At 33.5% G+C, this 17,207-nt stretch carries 28 protein-coding genes; 24 read left to right on the top strand and 4 right to left on the bottom strand.

Annotation, left to right across the window (positions count from 1 at the left end; genetic code table 11):
• Positions 1 to 8 precede the first annotated feature (8 nt).
• The 24 genes from rpmC (at position 9) to Q0822_RS15715 (ending at position 14,805) form a co-directional block, all read left to right on the top strand.
• On the top strand, positions 9 to 200 hold the full coding sequence (rpmC, locus tag Q0822_RS15830) for a 50S ribosomal protein L29 (RefSeq protein ID WP_299125490.1): 192 nt from the start codon (positions 9 to 11) through the stop codon (positions 198 to 200).
• 17 nt (positions 201 to 217) lie between these two features.
• Complete coding sequence (rpsQ, locus tag Q0822_RS15825) at positions 218 to 475, top strand: 30S ribosomal protein S17 (protein WP_092469501.1); 258 nt, start codon at positions 218 to 220, stop codon at positions 473 to 475.
• Positions 476 to 477: 2 nt separating this feature from the next.
• Entirely contained in the window at positions 478 to 846 is a 369-nt protein-coding gene (rplN, locus tag Q0822_RS15820) for a 50S ribosomal protein L14 (protein WP_299125488.1), read from the top strand.
• A gap of 12 nt (positions 847 to 858) precedes the next feature.
• Positions 859 to 1,170 carry a 50S ribosomal protein L24 gene (rplX, locus tag Q0822_RS15815; RefSeq protein ID WP_299125486.1) on the top strand — a complete coding sequence of 104 codons (312 nt, stop codon included), beginning with the start codon at positions 859 to 861 and terminating at the stop codon, positions 1,168 to 1,170.
• Positions 1,171 to 1,172: 2 nt separating this feature from the next.
• On the top strand, positions 1,173 to 1,724 hold the full coding sequence (gene rplE / locus Q0822_RS15810) for a 50S ribosomal protein L5 (RefSeq protein WP_299125484.1): 552 nt from the start codon (positions 1,173 to 1,175) through the stop codon (positions 1,722 to 1,724).
• A 2-nt stretch (positions 1,725 to 1,726) separates the two neighbouring features.
• On the top strand, positions 1,727 to 1,996 hold the full coding sequence (rpsN, locus tag Q0822_RS15805; protein WP_132702467.1) for a 30S ribosomal protein S14: 270 nt from the start codon (positions 1,727 to 1,729) through the stop codon (positions 1,994 to 1,996).
• An 80-nt stretch (positions 1,997 to 2,076) separates the two neighbouring features.
• Positions 2,077 to 2,475 carry a 30S ribosomal protein S8 gene (rpsH, locus tag Q0822_RS15800; RefSeq protein WP_299125481.1) on the top strand — a complete coding sequence of 133 codons (399 nt, stop codon included), beginning with the start codon at positions 2,077 to 2,079 and terminating at the stop codon, positions 2,473 to 2,475.
• A gap of 12 nt (positions 2,476 to 2,487) precedes the next feature.
• Positions 2,488 to 3,030, top strand: a complete 543-nt coding sequence (gene rplF / locus Q0822_RS15795) for a 50S ribosomal protein L6 (protein ID WP_299125479.1) — start codon at positions 2,488 to 2,490, stop codon at positions 3,028 to 3,030.
• Positions 3,031 to 3,040: 10 nt separating this feature from the next.
• Positions 3,041 to 3,397 (top strand): 50S ribosomal protein L18, encoded by a 357-nt coding sequence (gene rplR / locus Q0822_RS15790; protein ID WP_299125476.1) that lies wholly within the window; start codon positions 3,041 to 3,043, stop codon positions 3,395 to 3,397.
• A gap of 6 nt (positions 3,398 to 3,403) precedes the next feature.
• Positions 3,404 to 3,928, top strand: coding sequence for a 30S ribosomal protein S5 (gene rpsE, locus Q0822_RS15785; protein ID WP_299125474.1), 525 nt, complete (start codon positions 3,404 to 3,406; stop codon positions 3,926 to 3,928).
• 13 nt (positions 3,929 to 3,941) lie between these two features.
• The gene (rpmD, locus tag Q0822_RS15780) at positions 3,942 to 4,121 is read left to right on the top strand and encodes a 50S ribosomal protein L30 (RefSeq protein WP_008269164.1); all 180 of its coding nucleotides are present in this window, start codon (positions 3,942 to 3,944) and stop codon (positions 4,119 to 4,121) included.
• A 13-nt stretch (positions 4,122 to 4,134) separates the two neighbouring features.
• Complete coding sequence (gene rplO, locus Q0822_RS15775) at positions 4,135 to 4,587, top strand: 50S ribosomal protein L15 (RefSeq protein ID WP_299125471.1); 453 nt, start codon at positions 4,135 to 4,137, stop codon at positions 4,585 to 4,587.
• Positions 4,588 to 4,602: 15 nt separating this feature from the next.
• Entirely contained in the window at positions 4,603 to 5,970 is a 1,368-nt protein-coding gene (secY, locus tag Q0822_RS15770) for a preprotein translocase subunit SecY (protein ID WP_299125468.1), read from the top strand.
• Between the two features lie 82 nt (positions 5,971 to 6,052).
• On the top strand, positions 6,053 to 6,268 hold the full coding sequence (gene infA / locus Q0822_RS15765) for a translation initiation factor IF-1 (RefSeq protein ID WP_007094967.1): 216 nt from the start codon (positions 6,053 to 6,055) through the stop codon (positions 6,266 to 6,268).
• A 53-nt stretch (positions 6,269 to 6,321) separates the two neighbouring features.
• Positions 6,322 to 6,438, top strand: coding sequence for a type B 50S ribosomal protein L36 (gene ykgO / locus Q0822_RS15760; protein ID WP_008269159.1), 117 nt, complete (start codon positions 6,322 to 6,324; stop codon positions 6,436 to 6,438).
• Between the two features lie 2 nt (positions 6,439 to 6,440).
• A complete protein-coding gene (rpsM, locus tag Q0822_RS15755; protein ID WP_299125466.1) occupies positions 6,441 to 6,815 on the top strand; it encodes a 30S ribosomal protein S13 in 375 nt (124 codons plus the stop codon).
• A 100-nt stretch (positions 6,816 to 6,915) separates the two neighbouring features.
• Positions 6,916 to 7,299, top strand: coding sequence for a 30S ribosomal protein S11 (rpsK, locus tag Q0822_RS15750; protein WP_299125463.1), 384 nt, complete (start codon positions 6,916 to 6,918; stop codon positions 7,297 to 7,299).
• 173 nt (positions 7,300 to 7,472) lie between these two features.
• Positions 7,473 to 8,078 carry a 30S ribosomal protein S4 gene (rpsD, locus tag Q0822_RS15745; RefSeq protein WP_299125460.1) on the top strand — a complete coding sequence of 202 codons (606 nt, stop codon included), beginning with the start codon at positions 7,473 to 7,475 and terminating at the stop codon, positions 8,076 to 8,078.
• A gap of 93 nt (positions 8,079 to 8,171) precedes the next feature.
• On the top strand, positions 8,172 to 9,164 hold the full coding sequence (locus Q0822_RS15740) for a DNA-directed RNA polymerase subunit alpha (protein ID WP_299125458.1): 993 nt from the start codon (positions 8,172 to 8,174) through the stop codon (positions 9,162 to 9,164).
• Positions 9,165 to 9,223: 59 nt separating this feature from the next.
• Positions 9,224 to 9,697, top strand: coding sequence for a 50S ribosomal protein L17 (gene rplQ, locus Q0822_RS15735; RefSeq protein ID WP_299125455.1), 474 nt, complete (start codon positions 9,224 to 9,226; stop codon positions 9,695 to 9,697).
• A 91-nt stretch (positions 9,698 to 9,788) separates the two neighbouring features.
• Positions 9,789 to 10,892 carry a glutamine-hydrolyzing carbamoyl-phosphate synthase small subunit gene (gene carA / locus Q0822_RS15730; RefSeq protein WP_299125452.1) on the top strand — a complete coding sequence of 368 codons (1,104 nt, stop codon included), beginning with the start codon at positions 9,789 to 9,791 and terminating at the stop codon, positions 10,890 to 10,892.
• Positions 10,893 to 11,077: 185 nt separating this feature from the next.
• Positions 11,078 to 12,370: a phosphopyruvate hydratase gene (gene eno / locus Q0822_RS15725; protein WP_299125450.1), complete on the top strand. Its 1,293-nt coding sequence runs from the start codon at positions 11,078 to 11,080 to the stop codon at positions 12,368 to 12,370.
• Between the two features lie 170 nt (positions 12,371 to 12,540).
• Positions 12,541 to 13,827, top strand: coding sequence for a citrate synthase (locus tag Q0822_RS15720; protein WP_299125447.1), 1,287 nt, complete (start codon positions 12,541 to 12,543; stop codon positions 13,825 to 13,827).
• Positions 13,828 to 13,893: 66 nt separating this feature from the next.
• Complete coding sequence (locus Q0822_RS15715) at positions 13,894 to 14,805, top strand: arginine deiminase family protein (protein ID WP_299125445.1); 912 nt, start codon at positions 13,894 to 13,896, stop codon at positions 14,803 to 14,805.
• Here the strand turns inward: Q0822_RS15715 and Q0822_RS15710 are convergent, their stop codons facing one another.
• Genes Q0822_RS15710 through Q0822_RS15695 form a run of 4 tightly spaced genes read right to left on the bottom strand, consistent with a single transcriptional unit; the run spans position 14,806 to position 17,158 of the window.
• A complete protein-coding gene (locus Q0822_RS15710) occupies positions 14,806 to 15,072 on the bottom strand; it encodes an acyl-CoA-binding protein (protein ID WP_299125443.1) in 267 nt (88 codons plus the stop codon). It lies immediately after the preceding gene.
• Positions 15,069 to 15,722, bottom strand: a complete 654-nt coding sequence (locus Q0822_RS15705) for a phosphatidylserine decarboxylase family protein (protein WP_299125441.1) — start codon at positions 15,720 to 15,722, stop codon at positions 15,069 to 15,071. Before Q0822_RS15705 ends, Q0822_RS15710 begins: the two co-directional genes overlap by 4 nt.
• Before the next feature lie 12 nt (positions 15,723 to 15,734).
• Positions 15,735 to 16,550, bottom strand: a complete 816-nt coding sequence (locus tag Q0822_RS15700; RefSeq protein WP_299125439.1) for a phosphatidate cytidylyltransferase — start codon at positions 16,548 to 16,550, stop codon at positions 15,735 to 15,737.
• Positions 16,550 to 17,158, bottom strand: a complete 609-nt coding sequence (locus tag Q0822_RS15695) for an LUD domain-containing protein (protein ID WP_299125437.1) — start codon at positions 17,156 to 17,158, stop codon at positions 16,550 to 16,552. The genes Q0822_RS15700 and Q0822_RS15695 overlap by 1 nt, the downstream gene beginning before the upstream one ends.
• Positions 17,159 to 17,207 lie beyond the last annotated feature (49 nt).

Genomic DNA, 17,207 nt, shown 5'->3' with positions numbered 1-17,207 from the left:
AAGATATTATGAAGCAATCAGAAATTAAACAGCTTTCAACAGCTGAGTTACAAGAGAAACTTAGTGAGACTAAAAAGAGTTATACAGACCTAAAAATGGCTCACACTATATCTCCTTTAGAAAATCCAATTCAGTTACGAGTTGCGCGTCGCACAGTAGCTAGAGTGGCAACAGAATTAACCAATAGAGAAGTACAATAATTGTATTCTGCTGAAAGATGGAAAAAAGAAACTTAAGAAAAGAACGTATAGGGATCGTAACGAGTAACAAAATGGAGAAGTCTATTGTAGTTGCTGAAGTTAAAAAAGTAAAACACCCTATGTATGGAAAGTTCGTGTTGAAGACTAAGAAATATGTCGCACACGATGAGACAAACGACTGCAACGAAGGAGATACTGTAAAGATCATGGAAACAAGACCTTTGAGTAAATCTAAATGTTGGAGATTAGTAGAAATAATTGAAAGAGCGAAGTAATTATGGTACAACAAGAATCAAGATTAAAAGTAGCTGATAACACTGGTGCAAAGGAAGTTTTAACTATCCGTGTATTAGGTGGAACAAAAAGAAGGTACGCTTCTGTAGGAGATAAAATTGTTGTGTCTGTTAAAGATGCTACTCCAAATGGAAGTATTAAGAAAGGTGCTGTTTCAACAGCAGTTGTTGTACGTACAGCTAAAGAAGTAAGACGTCCAGATGGATCTTACATTAGATTTGACGACAACGCATGTGTACTATTAAATCCTACAGGGGAAATGAGAGGAACACGTGTTTTTGGTCCTGTAGCTAGAGAACTTCGTGATAAACAATTCATGAAAATTGTATCATTAGCACCAGAAGTGCTTTAATTGATAAATAAGATGACAAAGCTTAAAATAAAATCAGGAGATACAGTACAAGTAATTGCTGGTGACCATAAAGGTTCAGAAGGTAAAGTACTTAAAGTATTAACAGATAAGAACAAAGCCATCGTTGAAGGTGTAAACATGGTTAAGAAACATACTAAACCAAGTGCACAAAGCCCTCAAGGTGGAATTGTAGAGAAAGAAGCATCAATTCATATTTCAAACTTATCGTTGTTAACTTCAAAAGGAGAAGCAACAAGAGTAGGTTATAGAATGGATGGCGATAATAAAGTGAGATTTTCTAAAAAATCTAATGAAGTAATTTAATTATGGCTTACGTTGCAAGATTAAAACAAGAGTACAAGGACAAAGTAATTCCTGCTCTTACGGAAGAATTTGGATATAAAAATGTAATGCAAGTACCTAAACTTAAAAAGATAGTAATATCTAAGGGTGTTGGTGCTGCTGTTGCGGATAAGAAATTGATCGATCACGCAGTAGAAGAACTTACAAAAATATCTGGACAGAAAGCTATACATACAATGTCTAAGAAAGATGTTGCTTCATTTAAGTTACGTAAAGGGATGCCAATTGGTGCCAAAGTAACTTTGAGAGGGGAGCAAATGTATGAATTCTTAGATCGTTTGGTAACTTCGGCTTTACCACGAGTTAGAGACTTTAACGGTATCAAAGCTACTGGTTTTGATGGACGTGGAAATTATAACTTAGGTGTTGTAGAACAGATCATTTTTCCAGAAATAGATATTGATAAAATCAATAAAATTTCAGGAATGGATATTACATTTGTGACTTCTGCTGATACAGATAAGGAAGCAAAGTCTCTTTTAACAGAATTAGGATTACCTTTTAATAAGAATTAATTATGGCTAAAGAATCAATGAAAGCTCGTGAGGTAAAGCGTGCAAAAATGGTGGCTAAATATGCTGAAAAACGTAAGGCTTTAAAAGAAGCTGGAGATTATGAAGCATTACAAAAGTTACCAAAAAATGCTTCACCAATACGTCAGCACAACCGTTGTAAACTTACAGGAAGACCAAAAGGTTATATGAGACAATTTGGAATTTCTCGTGTAATGTTTAGAGAAATGGCTAACCAAGGTTTAATACCTGGTGTTAAAAAAGCAAGTTGGTAAATCTCGATTATCCAGTAAAATTATAAATTGGTTTCAGGTTTGACAATAATGTCAAAAACCGTTACCGCAAATTAATAAATATGTATACAGATCCAATAGCGGATTATTTAACGCGAGTTAGAAATGCAGTTAAGGCAAATCACAGAGTGGTTGAAATTCCTGCATCTAACTTAAAAAAAGAGATAACTAAGATATTATTCAACCAAGGATATATTTTAAGTTACAAGTTTGATGACTCTTCAGTTCAAGGTACGATTAAAATTGCTTTGAAATATAACAAAGACACTAAAGAGTCTGTAATCAAAAAAATTCAAAGAATCAGTAAACCAGGTTTACGTAAGTATGCTAGTTCTAACGAAATGCCAAGAATCTTAAATGGTTTAGGTGTTGCAATTGTATCTACGTCTCACGGAGTGATGACAGGTAAGCAAGCGCAAAGAGAAAACGTTGGTGGCGAAGTATTATGTTACGTTTACTAAAAACAGGAAATTATGTCAAGAATAGGTAAAAATCCAATAACAGTTCCTGAAGGTGTAACACTTGAGATTAAGGATAACATGATTACCGCTAAAGGTAAATTAGGTGAATTGACTCAAGAGTATTCAGAGATTACTATAAAGCATGAAGGTGATACTATTACATTAGAGCGCGCTTCAGATAAGAAAGATTTAAGAGCAAAACATGGTCTGTACAGATCATTGATTTTTAATATGATAGAAGGTGTTTCTAAAGGCTGGACCAAAGAACTAGAATTAGTTGGTGTAGGTTACAGAGCATCAAATCAAGGACAAAAATTAGATTTAGCCGTAGGATTTTCTCATAACATTGTTTTGGATATTGCTCCAGAAGTAAAAGTTGAGACAATTTCTGAAAAAGGTAAAAATCCAATAGTTAAATTAACGTCTTTCGACAAACAATTGGTAGGACAAGTAGCTGCAAAAATACGTGGCTTTAGAAAACCAGAACCTTACAAAGGAAAAGGTATCAAGTTTGTTGGTGAAGAAATTAGAAGAAAAGCAGGTAAATCAGCTTAATAATTAAGTTATGGCATTGACAAAGAACGAAAGAAGAACAAGAATTAAAAGCAGAATCCGTAAGGTAGTATCTGGTACTGAAGCAAGACCAAGATTAGCTGTTTTTAGAAGTAATAAAGAAATTTATGCTCAAGTCGTAGATGATGTATCTGGTAAAACTTTAGCTGCTGCATCTTCAAGAGATAAAGACATTGCAAAGTCTAAAGGTAATAAAACAGAAGTTGCTGCTTTAGTTGGTAAATCTGTTGCAGAAAAAGCGATGAAAGCTGGTGTTGAAACTATTTCTTTTGATAGAGGTGGTTATTTATATCATGGAAGAGTAAAATCATTAGCAGAAGGTGCTAGAGAAGCAGGACTTAAATTTTAAGACATTATGTATCAAAAATATAAAAACGCAGAGCTTGTTAAACCAGGCGGATTAGAATTAAAAGATCGCTTAGTTGGTGTACAGCGTGTAACTAAAGTAACAAAAGGTGGTAGAGCATTTGGTTTTTCTGCTATTGTTGTTGTAGGTGACGAAGAAGGAGTTGTAGGACACGGTTTAGGAAAATCTAAAGATGTAGCTACTGCTATTGCTAAAGCTGTAGAAGATGCTAAGAAGAACTTGGTAAGAATTCCAATTATCAAAGGAACATTACCTCACGAGCAAAAAGGTAAATTTGGTGGAGCTAGAGTTAACATAATCCCAGCTGCACCTGGTACAGGAGTTATTGCTGGTGGAGCTGTTAGAACTGTTCTTGAAGCAGTAGGTGTACATGATGTATTATCTAAGTCTCAAGGTTCATCTAACCCTCATAATGTAGTCAAAGCAACATTCGATGCTTTATTACAATTAAGAGATGCTAAATCTGTGGCTAGAGAGCGTGGAATTTCACTTGAAAAAGTATTTAACGGATAATCGATAGGACAAGATGGCAAAAATCAAAGTAAAAAAAGTTAAAAGTGCAATCAACCGTACAAAGAGGCAAAAGCTAACATTATTAGCTTTAGGTTTAAAAAAAATTGGACAAGTTGTAGAGCATGACGCCACACCAAATATCCTTGGTATGGTTAAGAAAGTTGAACATTTAGTTTCTGTAGAAGAAGCTTAAAAATATAACTTAAATGGATTTAAGTAATTTAAAACCTGCAGAAGGTTCAGTAAAAAATCAAGGTAAACGTATTGGTCGTGGTCAAGGATCTGGTAAAGGTGGTACTGCAACACGTGGACATAAAGGTGCGAAGTCGCGTTCTGGTTATTCTAAGAAATTAGGATTTGAAGGTGGGCAAATGCCTTTACAAAGACGTGTTCCTAAGTTTGGGTTTACAAATATTAACCGTGTGGAATATCAAGGTATTAATCTTGATACTTTACAACAGTTAGTAGATGAGAAAAAAATAAAAGGTAGTGTTGATTTTGAAACATTAATGTCATTAGGAAAAGCTGGAAAAAATGATCTGGTTAAAATCTTAGGTAGAGGTGAATTAAAAGCAAAATTAACAGTAACTGCTCATAAATTTACTGCTACTGCAAAAGCTGCTATTGAAGCTGCTGGTGGTGAAGCTGTAACTTTATAAGATTTAGATTTAAGGATGAAGATAATAGAAACATTAAAGAACGTTTGGAAAATCACAGAACTAAAGGATAGAATTATTCTAACCCTAGGTTTATTATTGGTTTATCGTTTTGGTGCTCAGGTACCTTTACCTGGAATCAATATTGATGCATTGGGTGGTCTACAAGATGGAACGGCACAAGGAATTTTAGGTTTGTTAAATGCTTTTACTGGTGGTGCGTTTGCTAATGCATCAGTATTTGCACTGGGTATTATGCCTTATATATCTGCTTCTATTGTTGTACAGTTAATGGGTATTGCGATTCCTTATTTACAGAAGCTTCAGAAAGAAGGTGCTAGTGGTCAAAAGAAGATTACTCAAATTACACGTTGGTTAACTATAGGTATATGTTTGGTTCAAGCGCCTGGTTATTTGGCAAGTGTACCAGGATTATCTGGGGCAACTTCAATGAGTGCTTTATTATTACCAGGGTTTAATGAAAATATATTTTATTTTTCTTCAGTAGTTATTTTGGTAACTGGTTGTGTGTTCGCCATGTGGTTAGGTGAAAAAATCACAGATAAAGGTATTGGTAATGGAATTTCATTATTAATTATGGTTGGTATTATTGCTACATTACCTCAGTCATTTGTTTTAAACTCAGCATCCAGATTAGAAGGTGGTAATGGTGGATTTATGATGATATTAATTGAATTAGTAGTCTGGTTCTTAATTATATTAGCGTCTGTATTTTTGGTAATGGCAGTAAGAAAAATTGCTGTGCAATATGCTAGAAGAACTGCTTCAGGTGGGTATGAAAAGAATGTGTTTGGATCACGTCAGTTCTTACCTTTAAAGCTTAATGCTTCAGGTGTTATGCCAATTATCTTTGCACAAGCTATTATGTTTGTTCCTGGTCTTATTGGTGAATCATCTTGGTTAAAAGATACAACTGCTGGTATTTGGATGCAGGCTGAATTTGGAAATAATATATTTGGATTTTGGTACAATTTAGTATTTGCTTTACTGATTATTATATTCACGTATTTTTATACAGCGATTACCGTACCAACAAATAAAATGGCAGATGATTTAAAACGTAGTGGTGGATTTATTCCAGGTATACGTCCAGGGTCAGAAACCTCTGAATATTTAGATAAGATAATGTCTCAAATAACCTTGCCAGGTTCTATTTTCTTAGCATTGATTGCAATTTTTCCTGCATTCATTGTGAAGTTAATGAATGTTCAAGCGGGTTGGGCACTATTTTTTGGTGGTACATCATTATTAATTATGGTTGGTGTGGCTATTGATACAATGCAGCAGATCAATTCTTATTTATTAAATAAGCATTATGATGGCTTGATGAAAACGGGTAAAAACAGAAAATCTGTTACCTCATAATTTAAAACTAATTTAGAGAATTTAATCTATGAAATTTAGGCAAGATATTTGCTAATTGAAGATTAAATACTAAAAATTATTTATGGCAAAACAAGCAGCAATAGAACAAGACGGGACAATTATAGAAGCATTATCAAATGCTATGTTTCGTGTAGAATTAGAAAATGGTCACATTGTGACGGCACATATCTCTGGTAAAATGCGTATGCATTATATAAAACTATTACCAGGTGATAAGGTAAAATTAGAAATGAGTCCTTACGATTTAACTAAGGCTCGCATAACTTATAGATACTAATACGATGAAACCGTATGGTTCCATCTTACAATAGTTGTAAATAGAAACACAAGATGAAAGTAAGAGCATCAGTAAAGAAAAGAAGCGCAGATTGTAAATTAGTGCGCAGAAAAGGTAGACTTTACGTCATTAACAAAAAGAATCCTAGATTCAAACAAAGACAAGGGTAATTATGGCAAGAATTGCAGGTGTAGACATACCAAAACAAAAAAGAGGAGTAATCTCTTTAACTTATATCTACGGAGTAGGTAGAAGTAGAGCAAAAGAAATTTTAGCCACTGCTAAAGTTGACGAAAGCACTAAAGTAGAAGATTGGACTGATGACGAAATCGGAGCGATTCGTGAGGCTGTTGGTACATTCAAAATCGAAGGTGAGTTACGTTCTGAAACACAAATGAACATTAAGCGATTAATGGATATTGGATGTTACAGAGGTATTCGTCATAGAGCAGGTCTTCCATTAAGAGGACAACGTACTAAAAACAACTCTCGTACAAGAAAAGGTAGAAGAAAAACGGTTGCTAACAAGAAAAAAGTAACTAAATAATAAATAGTCTTTAGTCTTTAGACGTTGGAAAGAATCTGTTTGAAATTTAACGGTTTAGGATTCTAGCGACTATTACTAATACTAAAAACTAAAAAATAATATGGCAAAGTCAAGTACTAAAAAGCGTAAAGTAATTGTTGATGCAATTGGAGAAGCTCATATCACAGCATCTTTTAATAACATCATCATTTCTTTAACAAATAAAAAAGGTGACGTTATTTCTTGGTCATCAGCAGGTAAAATGGGTTTTAGAGGTTCTAAAAAGAATACACCTTACGCTGCACAGTTAGCTGCAGAAGATGCTGCAGGTGTAGCTAAAGAAGCTGGATTAAAGAAAGTAAAAGCTTATGTAAAAGGTCCTGGTAATGGTAGAGAATCTGCTATCAGATCTATACACAATGCAGGTATTGAAGTATCAGAAATTATTGATGTTACTCCATTACCACACAATGGTTGTCGCCCACCAAAAAGACGTCGTGTATAATTTTACGAATTAAGAGATTAATATCAATTGTTTTAGACAGTTGATATTAGTTTTTTTATACGTAAATTTGCAAACTGAAAAAAATAATTAACAAGTATCATAAAGAGATCAACGATTTTTGAAGGATAAGATTAAGACCTTAATTCATTAATCACTCTTAAAAACAATTAAAAATGGCAAGATATACTGGTCCTAAAACTAAAATAGCTCGAAAATTTGGTCAAGCTATCTTCGGAGACGATAAAGCTTTCGAAAAAAGAAATTATCCTCCTGGACAGCACGGAAATAACCGTCGTCGAGGAAAAAAATCTGAATATGCTATCCAGTTAATGGAGAAGCAAAAAGCGAAATATACTTATGGTATCTTAGAGCGTCAATTCAGAAATATGTTTAAAAGAGCAACTGCAGCTCAAGGTATTACTGGTGAGGTTTTATTACAATTATGTGAATCGCGTTTAGATAACGTTGTTTTCAGAATGGGAATCTCTCCTACAAGAAGTGGTGCAAGACAATTAGTTTCTCACAGACACATTACAGTAAACGGTCAAAAGGTAAATATACCTTCATACCAATTAAAAGCCGGTGATGTTGTTGGTGTTAGAGAAAAATCTAAATCATTAGAAGCTATTCAAAATTCATTAGCTAATTCTAGTAATGTTTACGAATGGATTACTTGGAATACATCTACTATGGAAGGAACTTATGTTTCTGTTCCTGCTAGAATTCAAATTCCAGAACAAATCAACGAACAATTTATCGTTGAACTTTACTCTAAATAATAATTAATCATATTGGAATTTAGCCAAAGGGTTTATTGGTGTTCTTCAAACTTATAAACCGCGCAACTAAATAACAATTAAAACGAAGAAAATATGGCAATATTAAATTTTCAGAAACCAGATAAAGTAATCATGATTGATTCTACTGATTTTGAAGGTAAGTTTGAATTCAGACCTTTAGAACCAGGATACGGATTAACAGTAGGTAATGCTTTACGAAGAGTATTATTATCTTCTTTAGAAGGTTTCGCAATCACTTCAGTTAGAATAGAAGGTGTAGATCATGAGTTTTCTACAATTTCTGGTGTTGTTGAGGATGTTACTGAAATGATTTTGAACTTAAAACAAGTTAACTTTAAGCGTCAAATTGATGAAGTTGATAACGAAACTGTTACAATTTCTATTTCAGGTCAAAATCAAATCACTGCTGGTGATTTTCAGAAGTTTATTTCTGGATTCCAAGTATTAAATACAGATTTAGTAATCTGTAACTTAGATCCAAAAGTAAACATCAATATGGAACTTACTATCGAAAAAGGTAGAGGTTATGTTCCTGCTGAAGAAAACAAAAAGGCATCTGCACCAATCGGAACCATCTTTACAGATTCTATTTACACTCCAATAAAGAATGTAAAATATAGTATTGAAAACTTCCGTGTTGAACAAAAGACGGATTATGAAAAATTAGTTTTTGAAATTCAAACAGATGGATCTATTAATCCAAAAGATGCTTTAACTGAAGCCGCTAAAATATTAATTCACCACTTCATGTTATTCTCTGATGAGCGTATTACTCTTGAAGCTGATGAAATCGCACAAACTGAAACTTATGATGAAGAATCTCTTCACATGAGACAACTGTTGAAGACTAAATTAGTTGATATGGATCTTTCTGTACGTGCATTAAACTGTTTAAAAGCGGCAGAAGTAGATACTTTAGGTGACTTAGTATCATTCAATAAAAATGATTTAATGAAATTCAGAAACTTCGGTAAGAAGTCTTTAACTGAGCTAGAAGAACTAGTAAATGTAAAGGGTCTTAACTTCGGAATGGATTTAAGTAAATATAAATTAGATAAAGATTAATTAATCATATTTTGCTCCTCGATTTACGAGTTTAGTAGCAAGATGATAAAACAAATGTCATGAGACACGGAAAAAAATTCAACCACTTAGGAAGGCAAACAGCACACAGAAAATCTATGTTAGCTAATATGGCTTGTTCTTTAATTGAGCATAAGCGTATTAACACTACTGTTGCAAAAGCGAAAGCTTTAAAGCAGTTTGTAGAGCCAATGATTACTAAGTCTAAAACAGATACAACTCACAACAGACGTATCGTAATGGCTAAGCTTAGACAAAAAGATGCAGTAGCAGAATTGTTTAGAGATGTGGCACCAAAGATTGGTGATCGTCCAGGTGGATATACTCGTATCATCAAATTAGGAAATAGATTAGGTGATAATGCTGATATGGCAATGATAGAGTTAGTTGATTACAATGAACTTTATAATGCTGGTAAGCCAGAGAAGAAAACAACACGTAGAAGTAGAAGAGGCGGTAAAAAAGCGGCTATAACTCCACCAGTGGATACTAACGCTTCTAACGAAGAAGAATAAATGTTAATAAGCATTAATAAATATCAAGGATAAACTGTTTCGGTTTATCCTTTTTTTTTGGAATTTTGTAAAACCTTTTTAATTACTACAGATGAAATACAAACAAAGAAAAAAAGCTCTTATTTTATTAGCTGATGGTACAATCTTTCATGGTAAATCCATAGGGAAAGAAGGGTCAGCATTTGGCGAAGTATGTTTTAATACTGGTACAACTGGTTATCAAGAAATTTTTACTGATCCTTCGTATTATGGTCAGTTAATGGTAACGACCAATGCACATATTGGTAACTACGGAACTAAAGAAGACGAAGATGAATCTAATAGCGTTAAAATTGCTGGTTTAATTTGCAAAAATTTTAGTTTCGAATACTCAAGACCAGCAGCAGATTCGTCATTAGAAGCGTATTTTGAAAAGCATAACACACTAGCCATCGCAGATGTAGATACAAGAGCTTTGGTAAGCTACATAAGAGACAATGGTGCAATGAATGCGGTAATTTCAACTGAGGTAGATAATATTGAAGGTTTAAAGAAGCAATTAGCGGAAGTACCTTCAATGAAAGGCTTAGAATTAGCGTCAAAAGTCTCTACTAAAGAGCCTTATTATTTTGGTGATGAAAACGCAACTTATAAAATAGCCGCTTTAGACATTGGTATTAAAAAGAATATTCTGCGAAATCTAGCTAAGAGAGATGCTTATATCAAAGTATTTCCATATAATTCTAAGTTCCAAGATTTAGAGGCATTTAATCCAGATGGTTATTTCTTATCTAATGGTCCTGGTGACCCAGAACCTTTATTAGAAGCACAAGCTGTGGCAAAAGAAATCATCGCAAAGAATAAACCATTGTTTGGTATTTGTTTAGGACATCAGGTAATTGCACTGGCTAATGGAATTTCAACTTACAAAATGCATAACGGTCATAGAGGAATTAATCATCCTGTAAAGAATTTATTAACAGGTAAAGGTGAAATCACTTCTCAGAATCATGGTTTTGCTATTAATAGAGAAGAAACTGAGGCTAATGCTAATGTAGAAATTACACATGTGCATCTCAATGATAATACAGTTGCAGGAATTAAAATTAAAGACAAAAACTGTTTCTCGGTTCAATATCATCCTGAAGCAAGTCCAGGTCCTAATGATTCGGTCTATTTATTTGATCAATTTATAGAGAATATCAAGAATAACTAATACGGAAAACGCAATAAAACAATCCTTTTATTGCGTTTTTTTAGTTACAAAAACGTTATCGTAAATATTAATCAGAAATATGATTTTTGTTCTGTTTTAAGCTTCAGATTTTCGTAATTTTGACTGACCTACAAGGCTTTAAAAACCTTGTTAGTTTTATAGAAAGTTAACTAAAACCAAAAATAATGAGCATTATAATTAATGTACACGCAAGACAAATTTTAGACTCAAGAGGTAATCCTACAGTAGAAGTCGATGTAGTAACTGAAAGCGGAATTATGGGAAGAGCTGCAGTTCCTTCTGGTGCTTCAACCGGAGAGCATGAAGCTGTAGAGTTAAGAGATGGTGGTGACACCTATATGGGAAAAGGTGTTTTAAAAGCGGTTGAGAATGTTAATGCAGTCATTGCGCAAGAGTTACTTGGAGTTTCTGTTTTTGAGCAAAATGCAATTGACCAGTTAATGATAGAATTAGATGGTACAAAAAATAAATCTAAATTAGGCGCAAATGCAATTTTAGGTGTGTCTTTAGCAGTAGCTAAAGCAGCAGCTAACGAATTGGGTATGCCATTATACAGATATGTTGGAGGCGTTTCTGCTAATACGTTACCATTACCAATGATGAATATCATTAATGGAGGTTCTCATAGTGATGCGCCAATTGCATTTCAAGAATTTATGGTAATGCCAGTAAAGGCGAAAAACTTTACGCATGCCATGCAAATGGGAACTGAAATTTTCCACAACCTTAAAAAAGTATTACACGACAGAAACTTAAGCACTGCTGTTGGAGATGAAGGAGGTTTTGCACCAAACTTGCCTGGTGGAACGGAAGATGCTTTAGATACTATTAAGATGGCAGTTGAGAAAGCTGGTTATAAATTTGGCGAGGATATAAAAATCGCTTTAGACTGTGCAGCAGCAGAATTCTATAAAGATGGAAAATATGACTATACACTTTTTGAAGGAGATAAAGGTGTGGTGAGAACTAGTGCAGAACAGGCTAAATACCTTGCTGAATTAGCATCTCAATATCCAATTATTTCTATAGAAGATGGAATGGATGAAAACGACTGGGATGGGTGGAAAGATCTTACTGAACAAATCGGAGATAAAGTACAATTAGTAGGTGATGATTTGTTTGTAACCAATGTAGAGCGTTTAGGTAGAGGTATCTCTGAGGGTATTGCTAATTCTATTTTAATAAAAGTCAACCAAATCGGTACGTTAACTGAAACGATTTCAGCGGTTAATATGGCACACAACGCAGGTTATACTTCTGTAATGTCACACAGGTCTGGTGAAACGGAAGATAATACTATTGCAGATTTAGCTGTAGCATTAAACACTGGTCAAATAAAAACGGGTTCTGCATCTCGTAGTGATCGTATGGCAAAATACAATCAGTTATTACGTATTGAAGAAGAATTAGGAGATGTGGCTTATTTTCCGGGTGAGAATGCTTTTAAGGTGAAATAAGATTAAGAATTTTTAATGTTCAATTTAAGCGATTACTGTAAAAAGTAATCGCTTTTTTTATTGCTTGCTATAATTTATCTAAATGTTAAAACGGTTGTAAATACACTTCCGAAATCGTTTGAGATTTCGTAAATTTACAATCCTTAAAATTCAAAATATAATATATACATATGTCAGATAAAGCTACCTTAGAAATTAATGGTGAAAAGTATGAATTTCCTATTGTCGTAGGAACTGAAAATGAAGTTGCAATCGATATTAAGAGCCTAAGAGGTTCAACAGGTGGAGTTATAACTATAGATCCAGGATACAAAAACACAGGAAGCTGTGAAAGTGCTATTACATTCTTAGATGGTGAAAAAGGCATATTGAGATATAGAGGATACTCAATAGAAGAATTAGCCGAAAAGGCTGACTTTTTAGAAGTTGCTTATTTGTTAATCTTTGGAGAACTTCCTACCCAAGAAGAATTAGATAAATTCCATTCAGATATAAAATCTCATGCTGTAGTAGATGATGATATTAAAAAGATTTTAGATGCGTTTCCAAAATCAGCGCATCCAATGGGAGTTTTATCTTCATTAACAAGTGCGCTTACAGCTTTTAACCCAACATCAGTAGATGTTAATTCTGAAGAAGCAATGTATAACGCTATCGTTAGAATATTAGGAAAATTCCCTGTGTTAGTTGCTTGGACAATGCGAAAGAAGCGTGGATTACCACTAGATTATGGTGATGATTCACTTGGGTATGTGGAAAACGTCTTAAAGATGATGTTTAAAAATCCAACAAGTGATTATGAACAGAACCCTATTTTGATTAATGCATTAGATAAATTATTGATCCTTCATGCAGACCACGAGCAAAATTGTTCTACATCTACTGTAAGAATTACAGGTTCATCTCATGCAGGTTTATTTGTTTCTCTTGCTGCGGGAATTTCTGCACTTTGGGGACCATTACATGGTGGTGCTAACCAAGCCGTTTTAGAAATGCTTGAAGCTATTAAAGAAGATGGTGGTGATACTAAAAAATACATGGCAAAAGCAAAGGACAAAGAAGATCCTTTCCGTTTAATGGGTTTTGGTCACCGCGTTTATAAAAACTTTGACCCAAGAGCAAAAATTATTAAAGTTGCTGCTGATGAAGTTTTAAGCGATTTAGGTGTAGAAGATCCAATTTTAGATATTGCTAAAGGATTAGAAAAGGAAGCCTTGGAAGATCAGTATTTTGTGGATAGAAAACTATATCCAAACGTTGATTTCTATTCTGGTATAATTTACAGAGCAATGGGTATTCCTGTAGAAATGTTTACGGTTATGTTCGCCTTAGGCCGTTTACCAGGTTGGATAGCGCAATGGAGAGAAATGCGTTTACGCAAAGAGCCAATTGGTAGACCAAGACAGTTATATACTGGTGAAACTTTCAGAGCATTTAAGACTATAGATAAAAGATAAATTATACTGATAAGAATGAAAAAGCTTCATAAATTTTATGAAGCTTTTTTTGTATTTTCGAAATCAATGAAACTAAACATACAAAACGAAACATCACGACTAAGAGCAGTTGTTTTAGGAACTGCAGAAAGTAATGGTCCTACACCGAAATTAGAAGATTGCTACGATCCAAAAAGTCGAGAACATGTCTTGGCAGGTACTTATCCCTTAGAGGACGACATGATTGCTGAAATGGAAGCTGTTGCACGGGTTTTAGAAAAATATGACGTTAAGGTATATAGACCTAAAGTTATTGAAAACTATAACCAGATTTTTGCGAGAGATATATCGTTTGTCATTGAAGATAAAATTATCATTGCTAATATTTTACCAGATCGAAAGCGCGAAGTAGAAGCTACAGAGTATGTTTGGGAAAACGTTGACAAAAAAAACAGAATCATTCTTCCTGATGAATGCCATGTGGAAGGTGGAGACGTAATGCCATGGAATGATTATATTTTTATAGGCACCTATTCTGGTGAAGATTATCCAGATTATATAACAGCCAGAACTAACATGGATGCTGTAATAGCGATTCAGGAATTATTTCCTCATAAAACGGTAAAGTCCTTTGAGCTACGTAAGTCTAATACCAATGCTAAAGAGAATGCCTTGCATTTAGATTGTTGTTTTCAACCTATTGGAAAAGATAAAGCCATAATTCATAAAAATGGATTTTTAATTGAAAAGGAATATGAATGGTTAGTAAACTTCTTTGGAAAGGAGAACATATTCGAAATCACAAAAGAGGAAATGTACAATATGAATAGTAACGTATTCTCTATTTCTGAAGAGGTAGTTATTTCTGAAAAAAACTTTACGAGATTAAATGCTTGGTTACGAGAAAATGGCTTTACTGTAGAAGAAGTACCTTATGCTGAGATTGCAAAGCAAGAAGGTTTACTAAGATGTTCTACAATGCCTTTGATTAGAGACTGATTACTTTCGATACAAAAAGTAATTATTCACAAGATTAATATATTCTTGTTTGGCTTCATCTTCACTGATATGTTGCACCTGAAATAGCGCATTGGTTTTAAATGCGTTTATGATTTGCTTTTTACTACTAGGCCTACCATAATCGTTAGTTGCTTTTTTATAGTAAGCATAAAGACGTAATAAGAAATCTGCAGGAAATGGTTCTGTATGATCGTTTACACGGTCCACAGCTGCCTTAAACTCTATGTCTAACTCTTCAGATGTCATTTCATTTCTGCAATGATGCTTTCTCCACCACGGACTTTTTGATTCAGTGTTACTTTTATATCTGCATCTAAAGGTAAAAATAAATCAACCCTAGACCCAAATTTAATAAATCCAGAATCAGCTCCTTGGGTTACTGTTGTATTTGGTTTAGCATAATTAACAATTCGTTTGGCAAGTGCTCCTGCAATTTGACGATACAATACTTTTCCAAAATGGTCATTTTCTACAACAACAGTTGTACGTTCATTTTCTTCACTTGCTTTTGGATGCCAAGCCACTAAATATTTACCAGGATGGTATTTGCTATAATTTATATTTCCGCTAATAGGATAACGCGTTACATGAACATTTATTGGTGACATAAATACAGAGACCTGAATACGTTTGTCTTTAAAAACTTCGTTTTCCATGACCTCTTCAATAACCACAACTTTTCCATCTACAGGTGATAAAGCCTGTTTTTCGTTGGGATGCGTGTTTCGTTTAGGGTTTCTAAAAAATTGTAGAATTAGTAAAAAGAATATCAAAACAGCTATTAGCAAACCTTTTCTTATCCATTCATTTGCTACAAATTCATCGATTAAAAAGAATGAACCTACTACGATAACTAACGTTATCAATATAATTTTATGACCTTCTTTATGAAACATGAAGTGTAATTATTAAAATTGTATAATTCTTAAAAATAAGTATATAAATGGTGATGCAAAGATAATACTATCTAATCTATCTAATAACCCTCCGTGTCCAGGCATAATAACTCCGCTATCTTTAACATCCGCTTGACGTTTAAATTTAGATTCAATTAAATCACCGAAAGTACCTAGAACACTTACAATAATTGCAATAATTAACCAAGATGTAAACACGAGTGTTTCAGTGTATTTAGCTATGAAAAAGCTAGCAATACATGCAAAAAATAAACCTCCTAAAAAGCCTTCTACAGTTTTTTTTGGTGATACACTTGGAAAGAGTTTTTGTTTGCCAAAATTCTTACCTACTAAATATGCAGCACTATCGTTAATCCAAATAAGTATAAATACTCCTAAAAGTAATAGTGGAGTAAATTTGTTTTGAAAGTTAGCAATCAGCAACATAAAAACAAACCCAGTAGATAAATAGAATGTGGTTGCTATATAGCGTTTCGATGCAAAAAGCGGTATTTTCTTTACTGTAAATAAATCTTTCATTAAAATAAGATTAACAAATATGGTAATTACCAATATAATTTGCACAACCTTATCAATATCAGCTAAATTAATATTTTGTAAATATATATAACCAAATGCGCCATAGAGTAAAACAAAAATAATATAGGGAACAAAAGATTTGAGCTTTATAAGGCTGCAAAACTCTATTAAGCTTATGATACCAAATAATGCAAGTATTGCTATTGTGGCTTCTTGTATAAAAAGGGACCCTATTAGCAATAAAACATAAATAACGCCAGAAATGGCTCTTATGGTTAACTCTTTCACTATAGATCTTCTAATAAAAGTAAGTATAGATTTTTAGAACTACTACCATAGGTTAGAAAGTCCTTATCATCATCAGTTTTAAAATGCTTAATCGTAGTAATATTTGTAGGTATTGTAGATTTACTTTTTTCTTTAATCCCTTTAAGTCCTTCACCAATATTTTCAACAAACTGACTTGTTGTAGCATATATGATAAAATGATCTGGTAATTCTATTAACTTTTTTTCAGCAATTTGATTCGATGAGATTAATAATGAGCCATCATCGGATATTAAATACTCACAGGTTGATAAAAAATAGGAGCTTTCTGATACCTTTTTAGTGCTGTTGAGGTTAAAATCCTTAAATAATTCTGATAAACGTTGATCAATTAGAAAAACTTTATCGTTGTGCCACTTGTTTTCAGCAAGAATTGAATTGAAACTGTCCTTTACCTCTTCCATATTTTCGCAATACAAAAATTTTCCACCATTGGCTTTAAAATTTATTGTAAAACGTTCATCAGCAGGTAACTTAACTTCGGGCATGTATTTGCCTCGCTCTTGATTTGGTATGTGTTCTTCAGGCTGATCAGATTTTTTCCCGAAGAATTTACGAAATAAGCTCATTCAATTGTTGCTGTTAATCTTAACTTAGGCGATTTTCTCAAATATAAAA

Origin of the sequence: uncultured Winogradskyella sp. (assembly GCF_947496485.1) — a bacterium.
In the GTDB taxonomy this organism is placed as follows: domain Bacteria; phylum Bacteroidota; class Bacteroidia; order Flavobacteriales; family Flavobacteriaceae; genus Winogradskyella.
Note: the sequence above shows the minus strand (reverse complement) of the source record. Positions and strands in the feature narration are given on the sequence as shown.